Annotated in this window: 11 protein-coding genes; 9 read left to right on the forward strand and 2 right to left on the reverse strand. The window is 55.1% G+C overall.

The genetic code is table 11. The features are described 5' to 3' along the window. The first annotated feature begins 62 nt into the window (after positions 1-62). From EJ361_RS07995 to EJ361_RS08015, 5 genes are read left to right on the forward strand one after another with little or no spacing between them, the layout of a single operon-like run. Positions 63-635, forward strand: a complete 573-nt coding sequence (locus tag EJ361_RS07995; protein ID WP_126244967.1) for an RNA polymerase sigma factor — start codon at positions 63-65, stop codon at positions 633-635. Between the two features lie 56 nt (positions 636-691). Further along, a complete protein-coding gene (locus EJ361_RS08000) occupies positions 692-1,714 on the forward strand; it encodes a FecR family protein (protein WP_126244968.1) in 1,023 nt (340 codons plus the stop codon). A gap of 51 nt (positions 1,715-1,765) precedes the next feature. After that, on the forward strand, positions 1,766-5,266 hold the full coding sequence (locus EJ361_RS08005; RefSeq protein WP_126244969.1) for a SusC/RagA family TonB-linked outer membrane protein: 3,501 nt from the start codon (positions 1,766-1,768) through the stop codon (positions 5,264-5,266). 23 nt (positions 5,267-5,289) lie between these two features. After that, complete coding sequence (locus EJ361_RS08010) at positions 5,290-6,651, forward strand: RagB/SusD family nutrient uptake outer membrane protein (RefSeq protein WP_126244970.1); 1,362 nt, start codon at positions 5,290-5,292, stop codon at positions 6,649-6,651. A gap of 17 nt (positions 6,652-6,668) precedes the next feature. After that, positions 6,669-7,934 carry a thioredoxin family protein gene (locus EJ361_RS08015; protein WP_126244971.1) on the forward strand — a complete coding sequence of 422 codons (1,266 nt, stop codon included), beginning with the start codon at positions 6,669-6,671 and terminating at the stop codon, positions 7,932-7,934. Between the two features lie 74 nt (positions 7,935-8,008). Here the strand turns inward: EJ361_RS08015 and EJ361_RS08020 are convergent, their stop codons facing one another. Next, positions 8,009-9,250: an FN3 domain-containing metallophosphoesterase family protein gene (locus EJ361_RS08020; RefSeq protein WP_126244972.1), complete on the reverse strand. Its 1,242-nt coding sequence runs from the start codon at positions 9,248-9,250 to the stop codon at positions 8,009-8,011. Positions 9,251-9,467: 217 nt separating this feature from the next. Between EJ361_RS08020 and atpD the strand changes: the two genes are divergently transcribed. Further along, positions 9,468-10,967: a F0F1 ATP synthase subunit beta gene (gene atpD, locus EJ361_RS08025; RefSeq protein ID WP_126244973.1), complete on the forward strand. Its 1,500-nt coding sequence runs from the start codon at positions 9,468-9,470 to the stop codon at positions 10,965-10,967. Between the two features lie 26 nt (positions 10,968-10,993). Then, entirely contained in the window at positions 10,994-11,245 is a 252-nt protein-coding gene (atpC, locus tag EJ361_RS08030; RefSeq protein WP_126244974.1) for an ATP synthase F1 subunit epsilon, read from the forward strand. A gap of 217 nt (positions 11,246-11,462) precedes the next feature. Here the strand turns inward: atpC and EJ361_RS08035 are convergent, their stop codons facing one another. Then, a complete protein-coding gene (locus tag EJ361_RS08035) occupies positions 11,463-12,014 on the reverse strand; it encodes a YqgE/AlgH family protein (RefSeq protein WP_126244975.1) in 552 nt (183 codons plus the stop codon). A 180-nt stretch (positions 12,015-12,194) separates the two neighbouring features. On the opposite strand from EJ361_RS08035, the gene EJ361_RS08040 reads away from it, so the two are divergent. Both EJ361_RS08040 and EJ361_RS08045 read left to right on the forward strand, forming a co-directional pair. After that, the gene (locus tag EJ361_RS08040; RefSeq protein ID WP_126244976.1) at positions 12,195-12,707 is read left to right on the forward strand and encodes an iron chaperone; all 513 of its coding nucleotides are present in this window, start codon (positions 12,195-12,197) and stop codon (positions 12,705-12,707) included. An 860-nt stretch (positions 12,708-13,567) separates the two neighbouring features. Continuing rightward, complete coding sequence (locus EJ361_RS08045) at positions 13,568-14,791, forward strand: sensor histidine kinase (RefSeq protein ID WP_240646577.1); 1,224 nt, start codon at positions 13,568-13,570, stop codon at positions 14,789-14,791. Positions 14,792-14,807 lie beyond the last annotated feature (16 nt).

The following is a 14,807-nucleotide window of genomic DNA, read 5'->3' on the forward strand; positions in this document are numbered from 1 at the left end:
AATGCCCTATATTTATGGCCCGGCGGTCCCCGCTTCGGCATCCGGGCTAAGCCGCATCAGACATGGAGGAGCATATCAACTGGGAAGGAGTCATCGCCGGCGACGTACCGTCGCACACCGCGCTCTATAACCTTTATTTCGACCGACTTTTCAACTACGGCCGCAAGCTCACGGCCGACGAATCCCTCATTGAAGATACCATCCAGGAAACGTTCGTCCGCCTCTGGGCCGACCGCCAGAAACTGCCGCCCGCCGCCGCCTGGAACGGATACATCTTCCGCATGTTCCGCAACGCCCTCTTCCGTCATTTCCGCGACGCCGAGCGCCACCGCCTCAGCCCGGATGAGCTGGAAGCCCGCCTTCCCGAATTCAATGCCGATCACATCCTGCTGGCCCGCGAAAGCGACGCCGCCATGCAGGCCCGCCTTCGCAAAGCGATCGGCGCCCTCAGTGCCCGCCAGCGCGAAGCCATTTTCCTCCGATTCTATGAAAACCTGTCCTACGACGAAATCGCCGCCGTGATGGACATCTCCGTCAAAGCATCCTATAAACTGATGGCCCGCGCGCTCAACGAGATGCGGGAGGCCATGGGAGTGTCTTTGGTGGCATTACTCTTCCTCCTGAGGCCCTGCTGAAATTTTTTTTCATTTCCGTGGGGTAATATTTGCCCGACCGGGATCATTTAGTTTGTATGATGCATCGATCCGAAGCAGAAAGGAACCCGTCTACCGTAGACGAACTGTTGGCCGACACGCGATTCCAGGATTGGGTGTTGCGGGGAAGCGCTGCGCCCGACGCCTACTGGACGGCCTGGCTGGATCGCCATCCCGGCGGGAAAGACATGCTCGCTAGGGCCCGCGAAGTGCTGCTGTCCATCCGTTTCGCCGAGCACCGACCCCATCCTTTGCGGAAAGCCGCGGCCCGGGAATCGTACCTGGCCGGATTGGCGGTTGCCATGGAAAAGGAGCGCAGGGCCCGCGTGGTACGGTTGTTCCGCCGCGCCGCGGCTGCTGCAGCGGTACTGTTGCTGGTGAGCACGGGATGGTACGCCTGGCGGAACCTCCGGGCCGAAGAGTACGCTACCGCCTACGGCGAGATCCGCCGGCTGACGTTGCCCGATCATACCGAAGTGGTACTGCAGGCCAATTCCAGGCTTCGCGTCGCCGGAAAGTGGCAGTACGGTGGCGACAGGAAGGTACAGCTGGACGGGGAGGCCTTGTTCAAGGTGCCGCCCATCGCGCAGCACGGCAACCCCGCGCAACCGTTCACCGTTTCCGCCGGCAATGCTTTCATCACCGTGCTGGGCACAACTTTTAACGTCCGCCACCGCAGGCAGGCGCTGGAAGTAGTGCTGATAGACGGCAAGGTGCGGGTGGATGCAGGCGAAAAAAGCCGGGTGCTCATGCCCGGGGAAAAAGTCCGGTACGTGAAAGAACAGCACGTCATGACCGTGGTCCAGGCAGATACGGCCGCCGTTGCCGCCTGGACGAAAGGCCAGCTGGTACTGCATCGCACCACGGCGGAAGAAGTGCTGCATTACCTGGAAGATAATTATGGTTACACGGTCCGCCAGGCAGACAGCTCGCTGCTGAAAAAGGAACTGGAAGGCGAATTCGTACAGGGCAAACCGGAAGATATCCTCTTCCTGCTCTCCCAACTCCTCGACGCCGATATTACCGTCGATGGAAAAAATCTGGACTTGAAGAAAAGATAAACGGGCAAGACGCCCTCAAATACCAACCTTTAACATAACCAAAATCGAAGCATGATGCACATGAGGGACAAGATCCGTCTGACGATGCTGAGTTTATTCGTATTGATCAGTCAGTCCGCCGTTGCGCAGCAGCAACGCAGCCAGCCACTGAGCGGCATTTTGAAAGAAGTGGGAAAAACGTACAACGTCCGCTTCGCCTATGAGTTTTCCATCCTGGAGAACAAGTCCAGCACGTTCGACCTCGCGGCGCACAGGCAGTTGCCGCTGGACGAATTGCTGAAACAGCTCCTGTATCCGCAGAAACTGGTTTTCATTTATGTGAAACGCGGGCATTACGCTATTGTGCCCGACAATCGCAGGGAACCAGCCGCTCCGGCCGGCAAAACCCAGCCAGCCGAACCAGCGTCTTACGATGTTAGCGGAACAGTAACGGGCGACGGCGGCGCCCCGGTAGTAGGCGCCACCATCAGCGTTCCGGGCACCACGCTCGGCGCCGTGACGGACGACGACGGGCAGTTCCGGCTCCGCCTGCCCATGCCCGTGGCGAAGCTTCATGTTTCCTGCCTGGGTTACCTGCCGCAGGACGTGCTTCCCGGTTACCGCGACCGCATCGCCATCGTGCTGCAAAGCAACGTGAAGATGCTGGAACAGGTGGAAGTGTCTACCGGTTACCAAACACTTCCGAAAGACCGGCAAACCGGGGCTTTCGGGCAACTGACGGCCAAAGACCTCCAGCAGAAGCCCGTCCCGAATATCATCGACCGCCTGGAAGGTATGGTGAGCGGTGTATTGGTGGATGTCCGGAATACAGACGCCATGCTGTCCGCATCCGGCAGTTCGCGCATCGGGATGAGCATCCGCGGACGCAACACCATCAGCAATCCCAGCACGTCGCCGCTGGTGGTGATCGACGGGTTTTCCACCGAACTGGACCTCCGCGCCATCAATCCCGACGACATCGAACGGATCACTTTCCTGAAAGACGCCGCTGCCGCATCTATCTGGGGCGTTCGCGCGGCCAATGGCGTGGTGGTGATCGAAACCAGGAAAGGAAGCTATCACAAAGCGCCCATCGTCAACCTGTCTACCGTGCTGTCTGTCGCCGGCCGGCCGCGGCTTTCCTATCGCCCCATCCTCAATTCCACCGAATATCTCGATTTCGAACAGGAGATGATCGATAAAAAACAGCTGACCGATCCCCTCAGCCAGCGGAACCCTTTCATGATCAGCGAAGGCATGGAGATCATGTTCCAGCAGCTGCGCGGAAAGATCACGCCGGCTGAAAAAGAAGCCGCGCTCGCACAACTCCGCGCCCGCGACTACAGCGATCAATATCAAAAATATTTCCTGCAGAACCCCGCCAACCAGCAGTATAACCTGTCGGTTTCCGGCGGCGAAAACGCTATCCGGTATTTTCTGTCCAGCTCCTACGCGAAGGAATTGCCCATTGCCAAAGGGAACTCGGCAGACCGGTGGACCGTCAACCTCCAGACTACCGCCAAATTCCTGAAACGCTTTACGCTCACGGCGGGGCTCAATGCGGCCAGCGTGAAACAGGAGAATAACGGGTACGGACTGTCGCCCCTGACGCCGGGAAGCGGTACGGTATTGCCTTACGCGCGGTTCGTGGACGCAAACGGTCAACCTGTGAGGGAATCGCGGGCATTCTATTATTCGAAGCTCGACGAGCTGGAATCGAAGGGTTATCTGCCCTGGCGGTTTTCCTATCTCGACGAAATGGCGAATATGGACAACGTGACCCGGGACCATACCTATCGTTTCAATGGCGCGCTCGACATCGACCTGATCAAGGGGCTCAAGGCCACGATCATGGGGATGCAGGAAAAGGGGTTCGTGAAGACGCGGAATTACTATAACGAAGCGTCGTACACCGTTCGCAATACTATTAACAACGCCACTTCCATCCAGGCCGGAACGGGCAAGCTCGTGTACGGTATCCCGAAGGGCGCGATCCTCAATCAGCAGGACAATGAACTGAGCCACTACAACCTCCGCGGCCAGCTGACCCTTAACCGCACGTTCGGCACCAGACATAGGGTAGACGCGGTGGCCGGATCTGAGATCCGCCAGTATCTCATGACCACTTTCTCCGACAGGAAATATGGTTTTAACGATCAGGACCTCACTTTCCAGGCGGTGAATTACGACCTGGAATATTTCACGGCCGTATACAGCAACCGCACGAAAGTAGCCGTTCCTTCTACATTGACGTATGACCGTAACCGTTATCTGTCATACTATGGGAACGCCAGCTACACGTATGTTGGGAAATATACCTTGTCGGGAAGCGCGCGGCTCGACGATTCCAATCTTTTCGGCGCCAGCAGGAAATACCGCTCCACGCCGCTCTGGTCGGCAGGGATGGCCTGGAGAGTGAGCGAGGAAGCCTGGATGAAAAACAACTGGCTCGACAAACTCCAGCTCCGCGCCACCTACGGCCTGAACGGAAACGTAGACCGCAGCACGAGCCCTTACCTTATCGCCAATGTGCTCCGCGACAACATCAACGATCTTTCCTACGCCACGATCCGCAACCCGGAAAACCCTTATCTCCGCTGGGAGAAAACCGCCACGCTGAACATCGGTACCGATTTCGCGATGTGGGACGGGAAGTTCGGCGGTTCGGTGGACGTATACTTCAAGAAAAATACAGACCTCCTTGGCCCCGCAACACTGAACCCCACATTGGGTTTCGGTACGGCGACCATCAACACCGCCGCCATGAAAGGCCGCGGGGTGGACGTAACGCTTTTCGGCACGCTGATCGCGCAGCGGAACTGGGGATGGAACACGATGCTGACCTTTGCGTGGAACAAAAACGAAGTGACGTCGGCAGACCGCCAGCTCGATAACGTGTCGTATTACCTCAGCGGCCAGGCTATCAGGGGCAAGCCGATGAACTACCTGTACAGTTATCGTTTCGGTGGATTGGATAATGAAGGCCAGCCGCTGATTTACGACGACAAACATGCGCTCGTGAACACGACGGTGACGGTGACCAATCCTGCGGCGCTGGCGTACAGCGGGGTAACGGTGCCGCCGTATTTCGGCGGATGGACGAACACCTTCCATTGGAAAGGGCTCGAGCTGTCTTCGCTCATCACGTATAAACTGGGCCATGTGTTCCGCCGCACTTCGGCGGGGAACTACAGCAATTATATCTCGCAGAAGATCCTTCATGCCGATGTGTCCGAACGCTGGAAGAAGCCCGGCGACGAGCAGTTTACCGATGTTCCGGGGATTCCCGTGTTCAACGGGCGCAACAACCCGGCGCGTTACCTTTCCAGCGACAAGCTGATCGAAAGCGGCAGTCATGCCCGTTTGCGCGAGGTGACCCTCAGCTACAACGTGCCCGTTCCCGCATACGTGAAGAACGTATTGCGGACGCTGCAAGTGAGCGTGCAGGGCCGTAACCTCGCCCTGTGGACGAAAAACAAACAGGGCATCGATCCGGATTTCATTCCGTCGGACAACGCTACGGTGCTGCCGCCGGCGAAATCGTTCATCTTCTCGCTGAGAGCAGGATTCTGATGTAACCACAAAAAAGAAAGAAAATGAAAAAGATCATCTTTTATATATCGGCGGGATGCATGTTGGCGATGGGCGCCTGCCGCGATTATGTAGACATCAGGCCGAAGGGCGTCATCATTCCCCAGACCGTCCGCGATTACCGGTTGCTGCTCAATAACGTGAATACGCTGAGCGCGTCGTATGGTACGTCTGACATGGGTTCGGACGATTATGATTTCAATACGGACCCCGCGCTCCAGAAATCCCTTGGGGAAAGCACGGTCAATATTTACACGTTCCAGCCCGATTTTTACCGGCAGGATGTAGACGACGGCGAATGGAATACCCTGTACAAACTCATCTACACCGCTAACGTCGTAATTGCCGGATTGCCGGATGCGACGGGCGGAACGCAGCAGGAGAAGAACCAGCTGATGGGGGAGGCGCTGGTGCACAGGGCGTTTGGCTACTGGAGCCTCATCAATCTGTACGCGAAACCCTGGAACGGATCTGCTTCGTCGGCCGACCCCGGAGTACCACTGCTGCTGGCGCCCGATCTGAACGCCAAACTCGACCGCGCCACGGTGAAAGCCGTGTACGACCGCATCCTGGCCGATCTGCAGGCCGCTTTGCCCATGGTGGCGGAGAAGCCTGCGGTGAAGCTTTATCCCGGGAAAGCGGCCGTGTACGCCATGTTTTCCCGCACTTACCTCATGCGCCGCGATTACGTGAAAGCAGGGAAATATGCAGACAGTGCGCTGGCCTACCAGGGCGACGTACTCGATCTGAATACGATCAAATCGAGCCCGGGCACCCTCATCCCGAGGAACATCCAGAACCCGGAAGTGATCCTTTATAAAACCGCTTTCAATGCCTATGCCAGCGCATTCTACAGCCAGGAATTACTGACGCTGCTGGGCACCAAAGACCTCCGGTACCAAATCTTCACCGGCGATGGTGAAGCGCTCCTCGGCATTAAGGGGCGCATCTATAACGGCGAATTCCTCGCGTTCGATACCCGCGACGTTGGTCCCCGCGTACCGGAAATGCTGCTTACGCAAGCGGAGGCGCGTGCCCGCGAAGGCAAGGCAGCCGAAGCTTTGGGTATTATCAACAACCTGCGCCGCAAACGCTTCGAGCCGGCGGATTTCTCGGAACTGACGGCGGCTACGCCGGCGGAGGCGCTGAAAATAGTGCTGGAAGAAAGGAGACGGGAGCTGTTCAGCCGCGCGATGCGTTGGTTCGACCTGCGCCGCCTCAACCTGGAGCCGGCTTTCGCGAAGCCCGTGACGCACCAGTTCGGGGATAAATCCTTCACGCTGGAACCGAACAGTGCAAGGTATACTTACCCGATCCCGTCGCGGATCATGATGCTCAGTCCCGAAATCAAACCCAATCAACGATAATTTAAAACGGATTGCATATGGACCTTCAAAAACTGACCTTGTTCTTTTGCCTGATGCTCGCCACGCTGACCGTAAGCGCGCAGGACGAAGGGATTCGCTTCACCCATGGCCTTTCCTGGAAAGCCGTGCTGGAAAAAGCGAAGCGCGAGAATAAATACATTTTCGTGGATTGCTTCACCACCTGGTGCGGCCCCTGCAAAATGATGAGCCGCGACGTCTTCCCCCAAAAAAACGTCGGCGATTTCTTCAATGAAAAATTCGTGAGCGTGAAGATGCAGATGGACCGTACCGCCAAAGACGACGAAGAAGTGAAAGCACGCTATGCCGACGCGGATTTCCTGGCGAAGGAGTATGCCGTCATGGCGTATCCCACTTTCCTGTATTTCACGCCGCAGGGGAAGCTGGTGCACCTGGTGGTGGGGACGGACAGCGCGAAGGCCTTTATTGCGAGATCGGCCGCCGCTTTCGATCCCGAAACGCAATACTACACCCGGATGGAGAATGCCCGCAAAGAAGTTGGCAGCGATCCGGAAAAAGTGAAATCCCTCGTCAGGGAAGCTAAAAAGGTCTACGACGGCGTCAACATGACGAAGCTGATGAAAACCTGGCTGCAGGTGAAATCCGATGTTTACAATAAAGAAGACCTCTCGTTCCTCGACCAAATGACCATGCGTTCCGAAGATCCCGGTTTCGCCATTTTCCTCCGCCAGTCTGCAAAAGTGGACGCTGTGATGGGCGAAGGGTTTGCCGCGAAGAAAACCGGCCAGATCATCGCCGGGGAAGAACTGTACAGCAAATGGAAAGGGGAAGGCGAACCGGATATGAAAGGGCTGGAATCCGCGCTCAAAAAGAAATATCCGCAACAGGCCGGCAAACTGTTCGGGATGTTCAGGCTGAATGTTTACCAGCGGAACGGCCAGTGGGACAAGTTCCAGGCCGAAGCGCCCCGTTTCGTGGAAAAATACGGCGCCGATCTTGCACCTTCGGAGCTCAGCAGCCTCGCCGGCTCGATCGCACGGAACTGCAGCGATCCCGCCTGCCTGCAATCCGCGCTGAAGTGGAGCCGCCAGGCCATGGAAGCGGAAGCTTCCGAGCCGATGATCAAAAGTGTGTATGCGCACCTGCTGTACCGGCTGGACCGTAAGCCCGAAGGCATCGCGCTGCAGCAGGAAGTAGTGGCAGCGTATGCCGCCAGCACCGAAAAATCGGGAGCGTACATGCTGAAATCAGCGAAACAACTGCTGGAAAAGATGGAGAAAGGCGAGAAGACCTGGAAACACTGACGGATCGGCCATCCTTATATAGCCAAGGCCCCCGCGAACGCGGGGGCCTTGGCGTTTTTATAAGGTTTGGGATGCTAGCGTTTGCTTTTCAGCTCCACTTTCCCGAATTCGGAGCCATCGTCTTTCAGCATCACGAGCTGCAGGTCTTTTTCCGTGGCTTTCACCTTGATGAGCGTGCGGTTGCCGTCTTTCGGCCCGCCCCCGATCACGATGGGGTAGGAGTGTTGCCCTTTTACCGGTTGGAAGATGCCCATTTTGTGGGTGTGCCCGGCGATGAAGAGATCGATGCCCGATTTCTCGAAGGTATCGGCAAACATTTCGCGGCAATGCATGGGGCCGTGCCAGTCGCCCGAGTAATAATGCGGGATGTGCATCATCACCACGCGGAATTTCGCCTTTTTGAATGCCGGGGTGGCCACGATTTTTTTCAGGGTTTCGGCCTGCTGGCGGCGGTATTCGTCGAAGCTCACGATACCGGCGTAAACCGGGTGGTCATCGGGCTTGTCTTCGCCGGTGTCGAGCACGGTGAAGTGGACGGGGCCCCAGGTGCGGTCGAAGATATACTCGCCGTCGAAGTAATTCGCCAGTTCGCGGCGGTATTTACCCCGGGTTTCGTGGTTGCCGCGGGTGAAGATAAAAGGTGTATTGGAGGCGAAGGCTTTACCGGCCGGCGCGAGCAGGTGATCGATGATTTGCTTCTCATCTTCCTGGTAATCAAATATATCGCCATTGAAAAACACGAAATCGTACGGGTCTTTGGTCAGACCGGTGAGGTGGGGGATGGATTGCGGGCGGTCGTGGATGTCGTTGATCACGAGCCAGGATACCGCTGCGGGCTTGAGGGCGGGAGTGGTGAACGCGTATATTTCGGAGACGAGGGTGTCTCCATAAGTAAGTTTATATGGCTGGAATTCCACGATCTCCTTCGAATGTACCCGGTAATGATAGGTGGTGCCGGGTTTGAGGTGGCTGAGGCGGATTTTGTGGAGGGTGTTGTAGGAGTCGACTACGCCGGCGTTGCTGTGCTGGGCTTTGGAGCCGAGGGCTTCGGTTTCGCCGTATTCTACCCAGCTGTAGGTGGGCTTGTTGCTGAGCCACATGACCGTCATGCCGTCGGGCATTGGGTGCTGGAGGTAGGGTTGGCAGAGGAAGGTGTGCGCTTCTGCGGCGGGATCGGCTTCCGGGACCGTGCTGGAAACGGCCGCGGCGGCGGTGCGGGCTCCGGGTGCGAGGGTGGCGGCGCCGAATAATCCGGCTTTCGTAAGATTACCGAGGAATTTCCGGCGGGATGGTGCGGGCTTATCGTTTTGTATCATTATAAAGCGTGTTATGCCGCTAAAAATAATATCCTCCGCCCGGAAATGCCAACTTATTGACTATAATTAATATATTTGATGCCTCGGTATGGAAAACTGACGAAAATCACCCCAAATCAAATTCCCGGAATTTTGGGTTTTCTGGCTTCAATCGTTACCTTTGCGCGAAATTTTGCATTAGCACATTTTACTTGCGTACTATAAACAACTAACAAATATGCCTAATACAGGTAAGATCAAACAAATCATCGGTCCCGTTGTGGACGTGCATTTTGAAGGAAAATTGCCGGAAATTTATAACGCGCTTGAACTCACCCGTGATAACGGCCAGAAGGTAATTCTGGAGGTGCAGCAGCACCTGGGCGAAGATAGCGTGCGTACCGTGGCTATGGACTCTACCGAGGGCCTGGTTCGTGGTATGAATGTGACCGACAAGGGCGGTCCCATTAAAATGCCGACCGGCGATGCCATTAAAGGCCGTCTGTTCAACGTGGTGGGCGAGGCTATCGACGGTCTCGGACAGCTGGACGCTACCAATGGCGCCCCGATCCACCGGATGCCTCCCCGTTTCGAGGACCTGGCAACCGACACCGAAGTGCTGTTTACCGGTATCAAGGTAATCGACCTGATCGAGCCTTACGCGAAAGGTGGTAAAATTGGTCTGTTCGGCGGTGCGGGTGTAGGTAAAACCGTACTGATCCAGGAACTGATCAACAACATCGCCAAAGGCCACGCCGGTCTGTCCGTATTCGCAGGCGTTGGTGAGCGTACCCGTGAAGGGAACGACCTGATGCGTGAGATGATCGAAGCGAACATCGTACGCTACGGCGATAAATTCAAGGAATCCATGGAACATGGCGGTTGGGACCTCTCCGCTGTAGACCAGGAAGAACTGAAAAACTCCCAGGCTACCTTCGTGTTCGGCCAGATGAACGAACCTCCCGGAGCCCGTGCCCGTGTGGCCCTCTCCGGGCTCACCATGGCGGAATACTTCCGTGATGGCGACGGCACTGCCGGCAGCGGTCGTGACATCCTCTTCTTCGTAGATAACATCTTTCGTTTCACCCAGGCAGGTTCCGAAGTATCCGCACTGCTGGGCCGTATGCCCTCCGCAGTAGGTTACCAGCCTACCCTGGCCACTGAAATGGGTCTGATGCAGGAGCGTATCACATCCACCAAAAACGGTTCCATTACCTCCGTACAGGCGGTATATGTACCGGCGGATGACTTGACCGACCCCGCTCCGGCAACTACCTTCTCCCACCTTGACGCTACTACCGTACTTTCCCGTAAGATCGCGGATAAGGGTATCTATCCCGCTGTGGATCCCCTGGATTCTACCAGCCGTATCCTTTCCCCCGCTATCGTAGGCGAATCTCACTACAATACCGCTCAACGCGTGAAAATGATCCTCCAGCGCTATAAAGAACTGCAGGACATCATCGCGATCCTCGGTATGGACGAGCTGAGCGACGACGACAAGCTGACCGTATCCCGCGCCCGCCGTGTGGAACGCTTCCTGTCTCAGCCCTTCCACGTAGCAGAGCAGTTCACCGGTCTGAAAGGCGTACTGGTTCCCATCGAGGAAACCATCCGCGGCTTCAACATGATCATGGACGGCGAAGTGGACGAATATCCGGAAGCTGCGTTCAACCTGGTTGGTACGATCGACGATGCCATCGAGAAAGGCAAGAAACTGCTTGCGGCTGCTAAATAAGGCCACACACCACTAAACCGATTAACATGTTATTGGAAATATTGACACCGGAAAGAAAGCTGTACACGGGAGAAGTATATGGCATCCAGTTGCCGGGCGTAGACGGTTCCTTCGAAGTGCTGGACCGCCACGCTCCGCTGATCGCCGCCCTGGGTAAAGGCAAGATGAAGGTGCTGAAAGATAAGAGCCATGCAGACCATTACTCCATCGAGGGTGGTTTCGTAGAGGTGCTGAATAACAAGGCGACGGTGCTGGTAGAAGGCGCCACCGCCCAGTAAACTCCTCAAAGGCAATATATCAAGGCCGGGCAGCGATGCCCGGCTTTTTTTATGGGTATCGGTTTATCTGGCGAAGTCCGGCTTTATTACGGGGTGGGCGGCGATTAAGCCGTTTTCCGCGCCGCGAACGCTGCGCATGCGCCTGGTAGCGGCGTCGCATTCGTCTAGCATAGATACTGCATAAAATGTTATGAAGGGACGGTTTGGATGGTAGCGATTAGTTCAACGACGGGTCTATCGGGAAATTGGCCATCATGGCGAAGTTGTTGCCCAGCTTCTGCAGGGATAGTTTCCAGATCTCTTCTTCGTTTCCACTGAAAAGAAGCGGAGGAGTGATACGGGAAAGTATCCAGCTTTTCTCATTCAGCTCACCTTCGAGCTGGCCGCTGCTCCAGCCGGAGTAGCCGATGAAGAATTTGATTTTCTGCATATCCAGCTCGCCGCGGTTGATAAGCGCTACAACGGTGGCAAAGTCGCCGCCCCAGAAAAGCCCGGGAAAAACTTCGAAGCCGCCCTCGATCTGGCCGGGGAGTTGATGTATGAAATGAATGGTGTCGAGCTGAACGGGGCCGCCGTAAAAGACGGGGATGTTGGGGGTAACGACGGCGGGAATAAGCTCGTCGAGTTTATGATCGAACGGGCGGTTTACCACGAATCCGAAGCTACCTTCTTCCTGGTGCTCGCATAAGAGGACCACCGTTCTGGCGAAATTCGGATCTTTCAGGAAAGGGTCCGCAATCAGCAATATTCCAGGCGCAAGTTGTTCCATACCATATTCCACATGCTCTAACCAAATTTAACCAACTCCGGGCAACTATCGGCAATAGAAGGCGACTTTTTTGAAAGGGAACTTCTTTTCGACGCATTTTGCCCTTTTTTTGTCGCTTCCGGCATGTATGAAAAAGAATGGCCGTCGGTATTTTTGATCCGCACAAAACCCTTTCATACCATGGCCAAGACCGATTTCAAAACCATCGACGAGTACATCTCCACGTTCGACGCTGCGGACCAGGCGGCGCTGACGAAAATCCGCCAGGCGATCCGCAAAGCTGCGCCCAACGCGGAAGAGGTGATCAGTTACCAGATCCCTGCCTATAAGGAGAATGGATATGTTATTTATTTTTCAGGATTCAAGGAGCATTATTCCCTTGCGTTTCCTCCGCCGTTCACCGTTTTCGAAGTGTTCGCCAAAGAACTGGCGCCTTACCGGCAATCGAAAAGCGTGGTGCAGTTGCCTAAAAGCTCCCCACTGCCCCTGGACCTCATCGGGCGCATGGTGAAGTTCCGGCTAGAAGAAGCGAAGAATTCATCCAAATTGAAACCTCAGCCCGCCGCTAAAAGGGCCGGAGCTGCAGCCTCCAAAACCCGGCCAGCAGCACCTGCGAAACCTAAAGCCGCTGCGAAGAAAGCCAGTGCAGCAGCGCCCAAGGCCAAGCCGGTGCCCGCAGCGAAGAAAAAGTAGGGGTCGCTGCTCGAAAGAAAGTTTTCGCTAAAAAGACCGGCGTTTCGGTTAGGAAAACGGCTACTGTCACCAAACGTGCGTAAACAGTACTGAAATCATGAAGTCCGGCGTGGATTCCGATATATAGTTGCATGCCGCGTACTGCCGGCTTCTTCGGAAGCTGGAAAACTACATGCAATTGAGTCCATTGAGATTTCAAATAAGCAGATGATTGGGCTTCCACCACCAGTTCGGAGAAAATGAACGGGTAATTCCACACGGCCACCCCACAAGCACAATACGCCCCCGGTTCCCACGATATTCCCTCCGGCCGGCTCAAACCTGCAGGCAGGCAAAAGGCAGGACTCCAAACAGCTGTAAAACAATTAATTATAGTAGAGAAAGCAACAAATAAAAAAAGGGACCTAGAAAGATCCCTTACCATTTTATCAACCAAAATCTAAATCGCTTATGGAACGAATCCACGTCGATGTATGTAGAAAGTTTATTCGCTTATTTGTGTTTGTTATCCAGTATCAAATTTAGTACCAGATGACAGAACAAAGGTATGTAAAGAACACATAATAACCGCGCAATTTCTCCGTTAAAATTACGTTAAAGTGGTGTTTTTTAACAGCAGTGCCCCTATATATCCTACCTACCCCTATAATTTTGTACCATAGTTGCTGTAGCAATTACCGGCGTACCCCGCTTTTTTCGCTATATTTATCGTTTCATAGTCTTACAAAATGCTGCCGTTAAAAAAGATATTTCCTGTTCTAATTGCACTGATTTCACTTTCCCTCCTGGGTATCATTTATATACAGTTTAGCTGGATTCGTAATGCTGCCCATATCAAAAAAGAAGAGAAAGAACATAAAATGGAAGAAGCCGTTCTCGCCGCCGGGAACGACATCCTCAGCAAATCCGTCACACCCGTCACCCGCATCCAGATCGACCGGAACAAACCCGATGGCGTGCTCGGCAAATTCATGCTCGATCCCTTCTCCGACAACAACATCAAACAGATTATACCGATCTCCGCACAGGTAGATGTCAACGAAGTGTCTGCTGCGCTCCGCAAAGCCATGAAGGCCAACAAGCTCGACACGATCTTCGAATTCGGCATCGAGTCGCCCACCCCGCACGGCATCAATATCCAGCTCAGCTCCCGCAACTTCGTGGAACGCCTCCGCCGGCGCGACGTCGACTCCGCACTCTACCAGGAAATCATCGTTCCGCTGGCCGATAACCTTACATCGCCCACCATGGAAGTGCTCCACGTATTCGTTCCGCAAAGCAGTTTCACGGTGTTCAAATCACTCGGATGGATGATCTTCGGCAGCATCGTTTTTACCATCATCATCGTCACCGCTTTCGCCCTCACCATCCGCACCATGCTCGGCCAGAAAAAACTTTCCGAGATCAAGAGCGATTTCATCAATAACATGACCCACGAGCTGAAAACACCGCTCGCCACCATCTCCCTCGCCATAGACGCCATCGGCAACGAACGCGTCATGGAAAACAAGGAGAAAATCAGGTACTTTTCGGGCATCATCAAGGAGGAAAACAAACGGATGAACAAACAGGTGGAATCCATCCTCCAATCCGCCCTCATGGAAAAAGAGGAATTGACCCTCAACCTGCAGCCCATCGACGTGCACCAACTCATCACCCATACCATCGACAACCTCCGCCTGCAGCTCGACGGCAAGAACGGCCGCGTGGAATTGCAGCTGAACGCCATCCAGCCCATCCTGAAGGCCGACGAAGTGCATTTCTCCAACCTCATCTTCAACCTGCTCGATAACGCGATCAAGTATTCGAAAGACAACCTGGAGATCCGCATCGCCACGTCCAACACCCGCAAAAACCTCGTGATCTCGATCGCCGACAACGGCATCGGGATGAGCCGCGACACGGTGTCGCGCATATTCGAGAAATTTTACCGCGCCCATACCGGGAACGTGCATAACGTGAAAGGTTTCGGGCTGGGGCTTACTTACGTGAAAGCCATCGTAGACGCGCACAAGGGAAAGATCCGCGTGGAAAGCATTATGGGCAAGGGCAGCCGTTTCACGATGGAGTTTCCGCAGGAGTAGGTTATCTTTGCGGAGG

Origin of the sequence: Chitinophaga rhizosphaerae, from assembly GCF_003958645.1 — a bacterium.
GTDB classification, from domain to species: Bacteria; Bacteroidota; Bacteroidia; order Chitinophagales; family Chitinophagaceae; genus Chitinophaga; species Chitinophaga rhizosphaerae.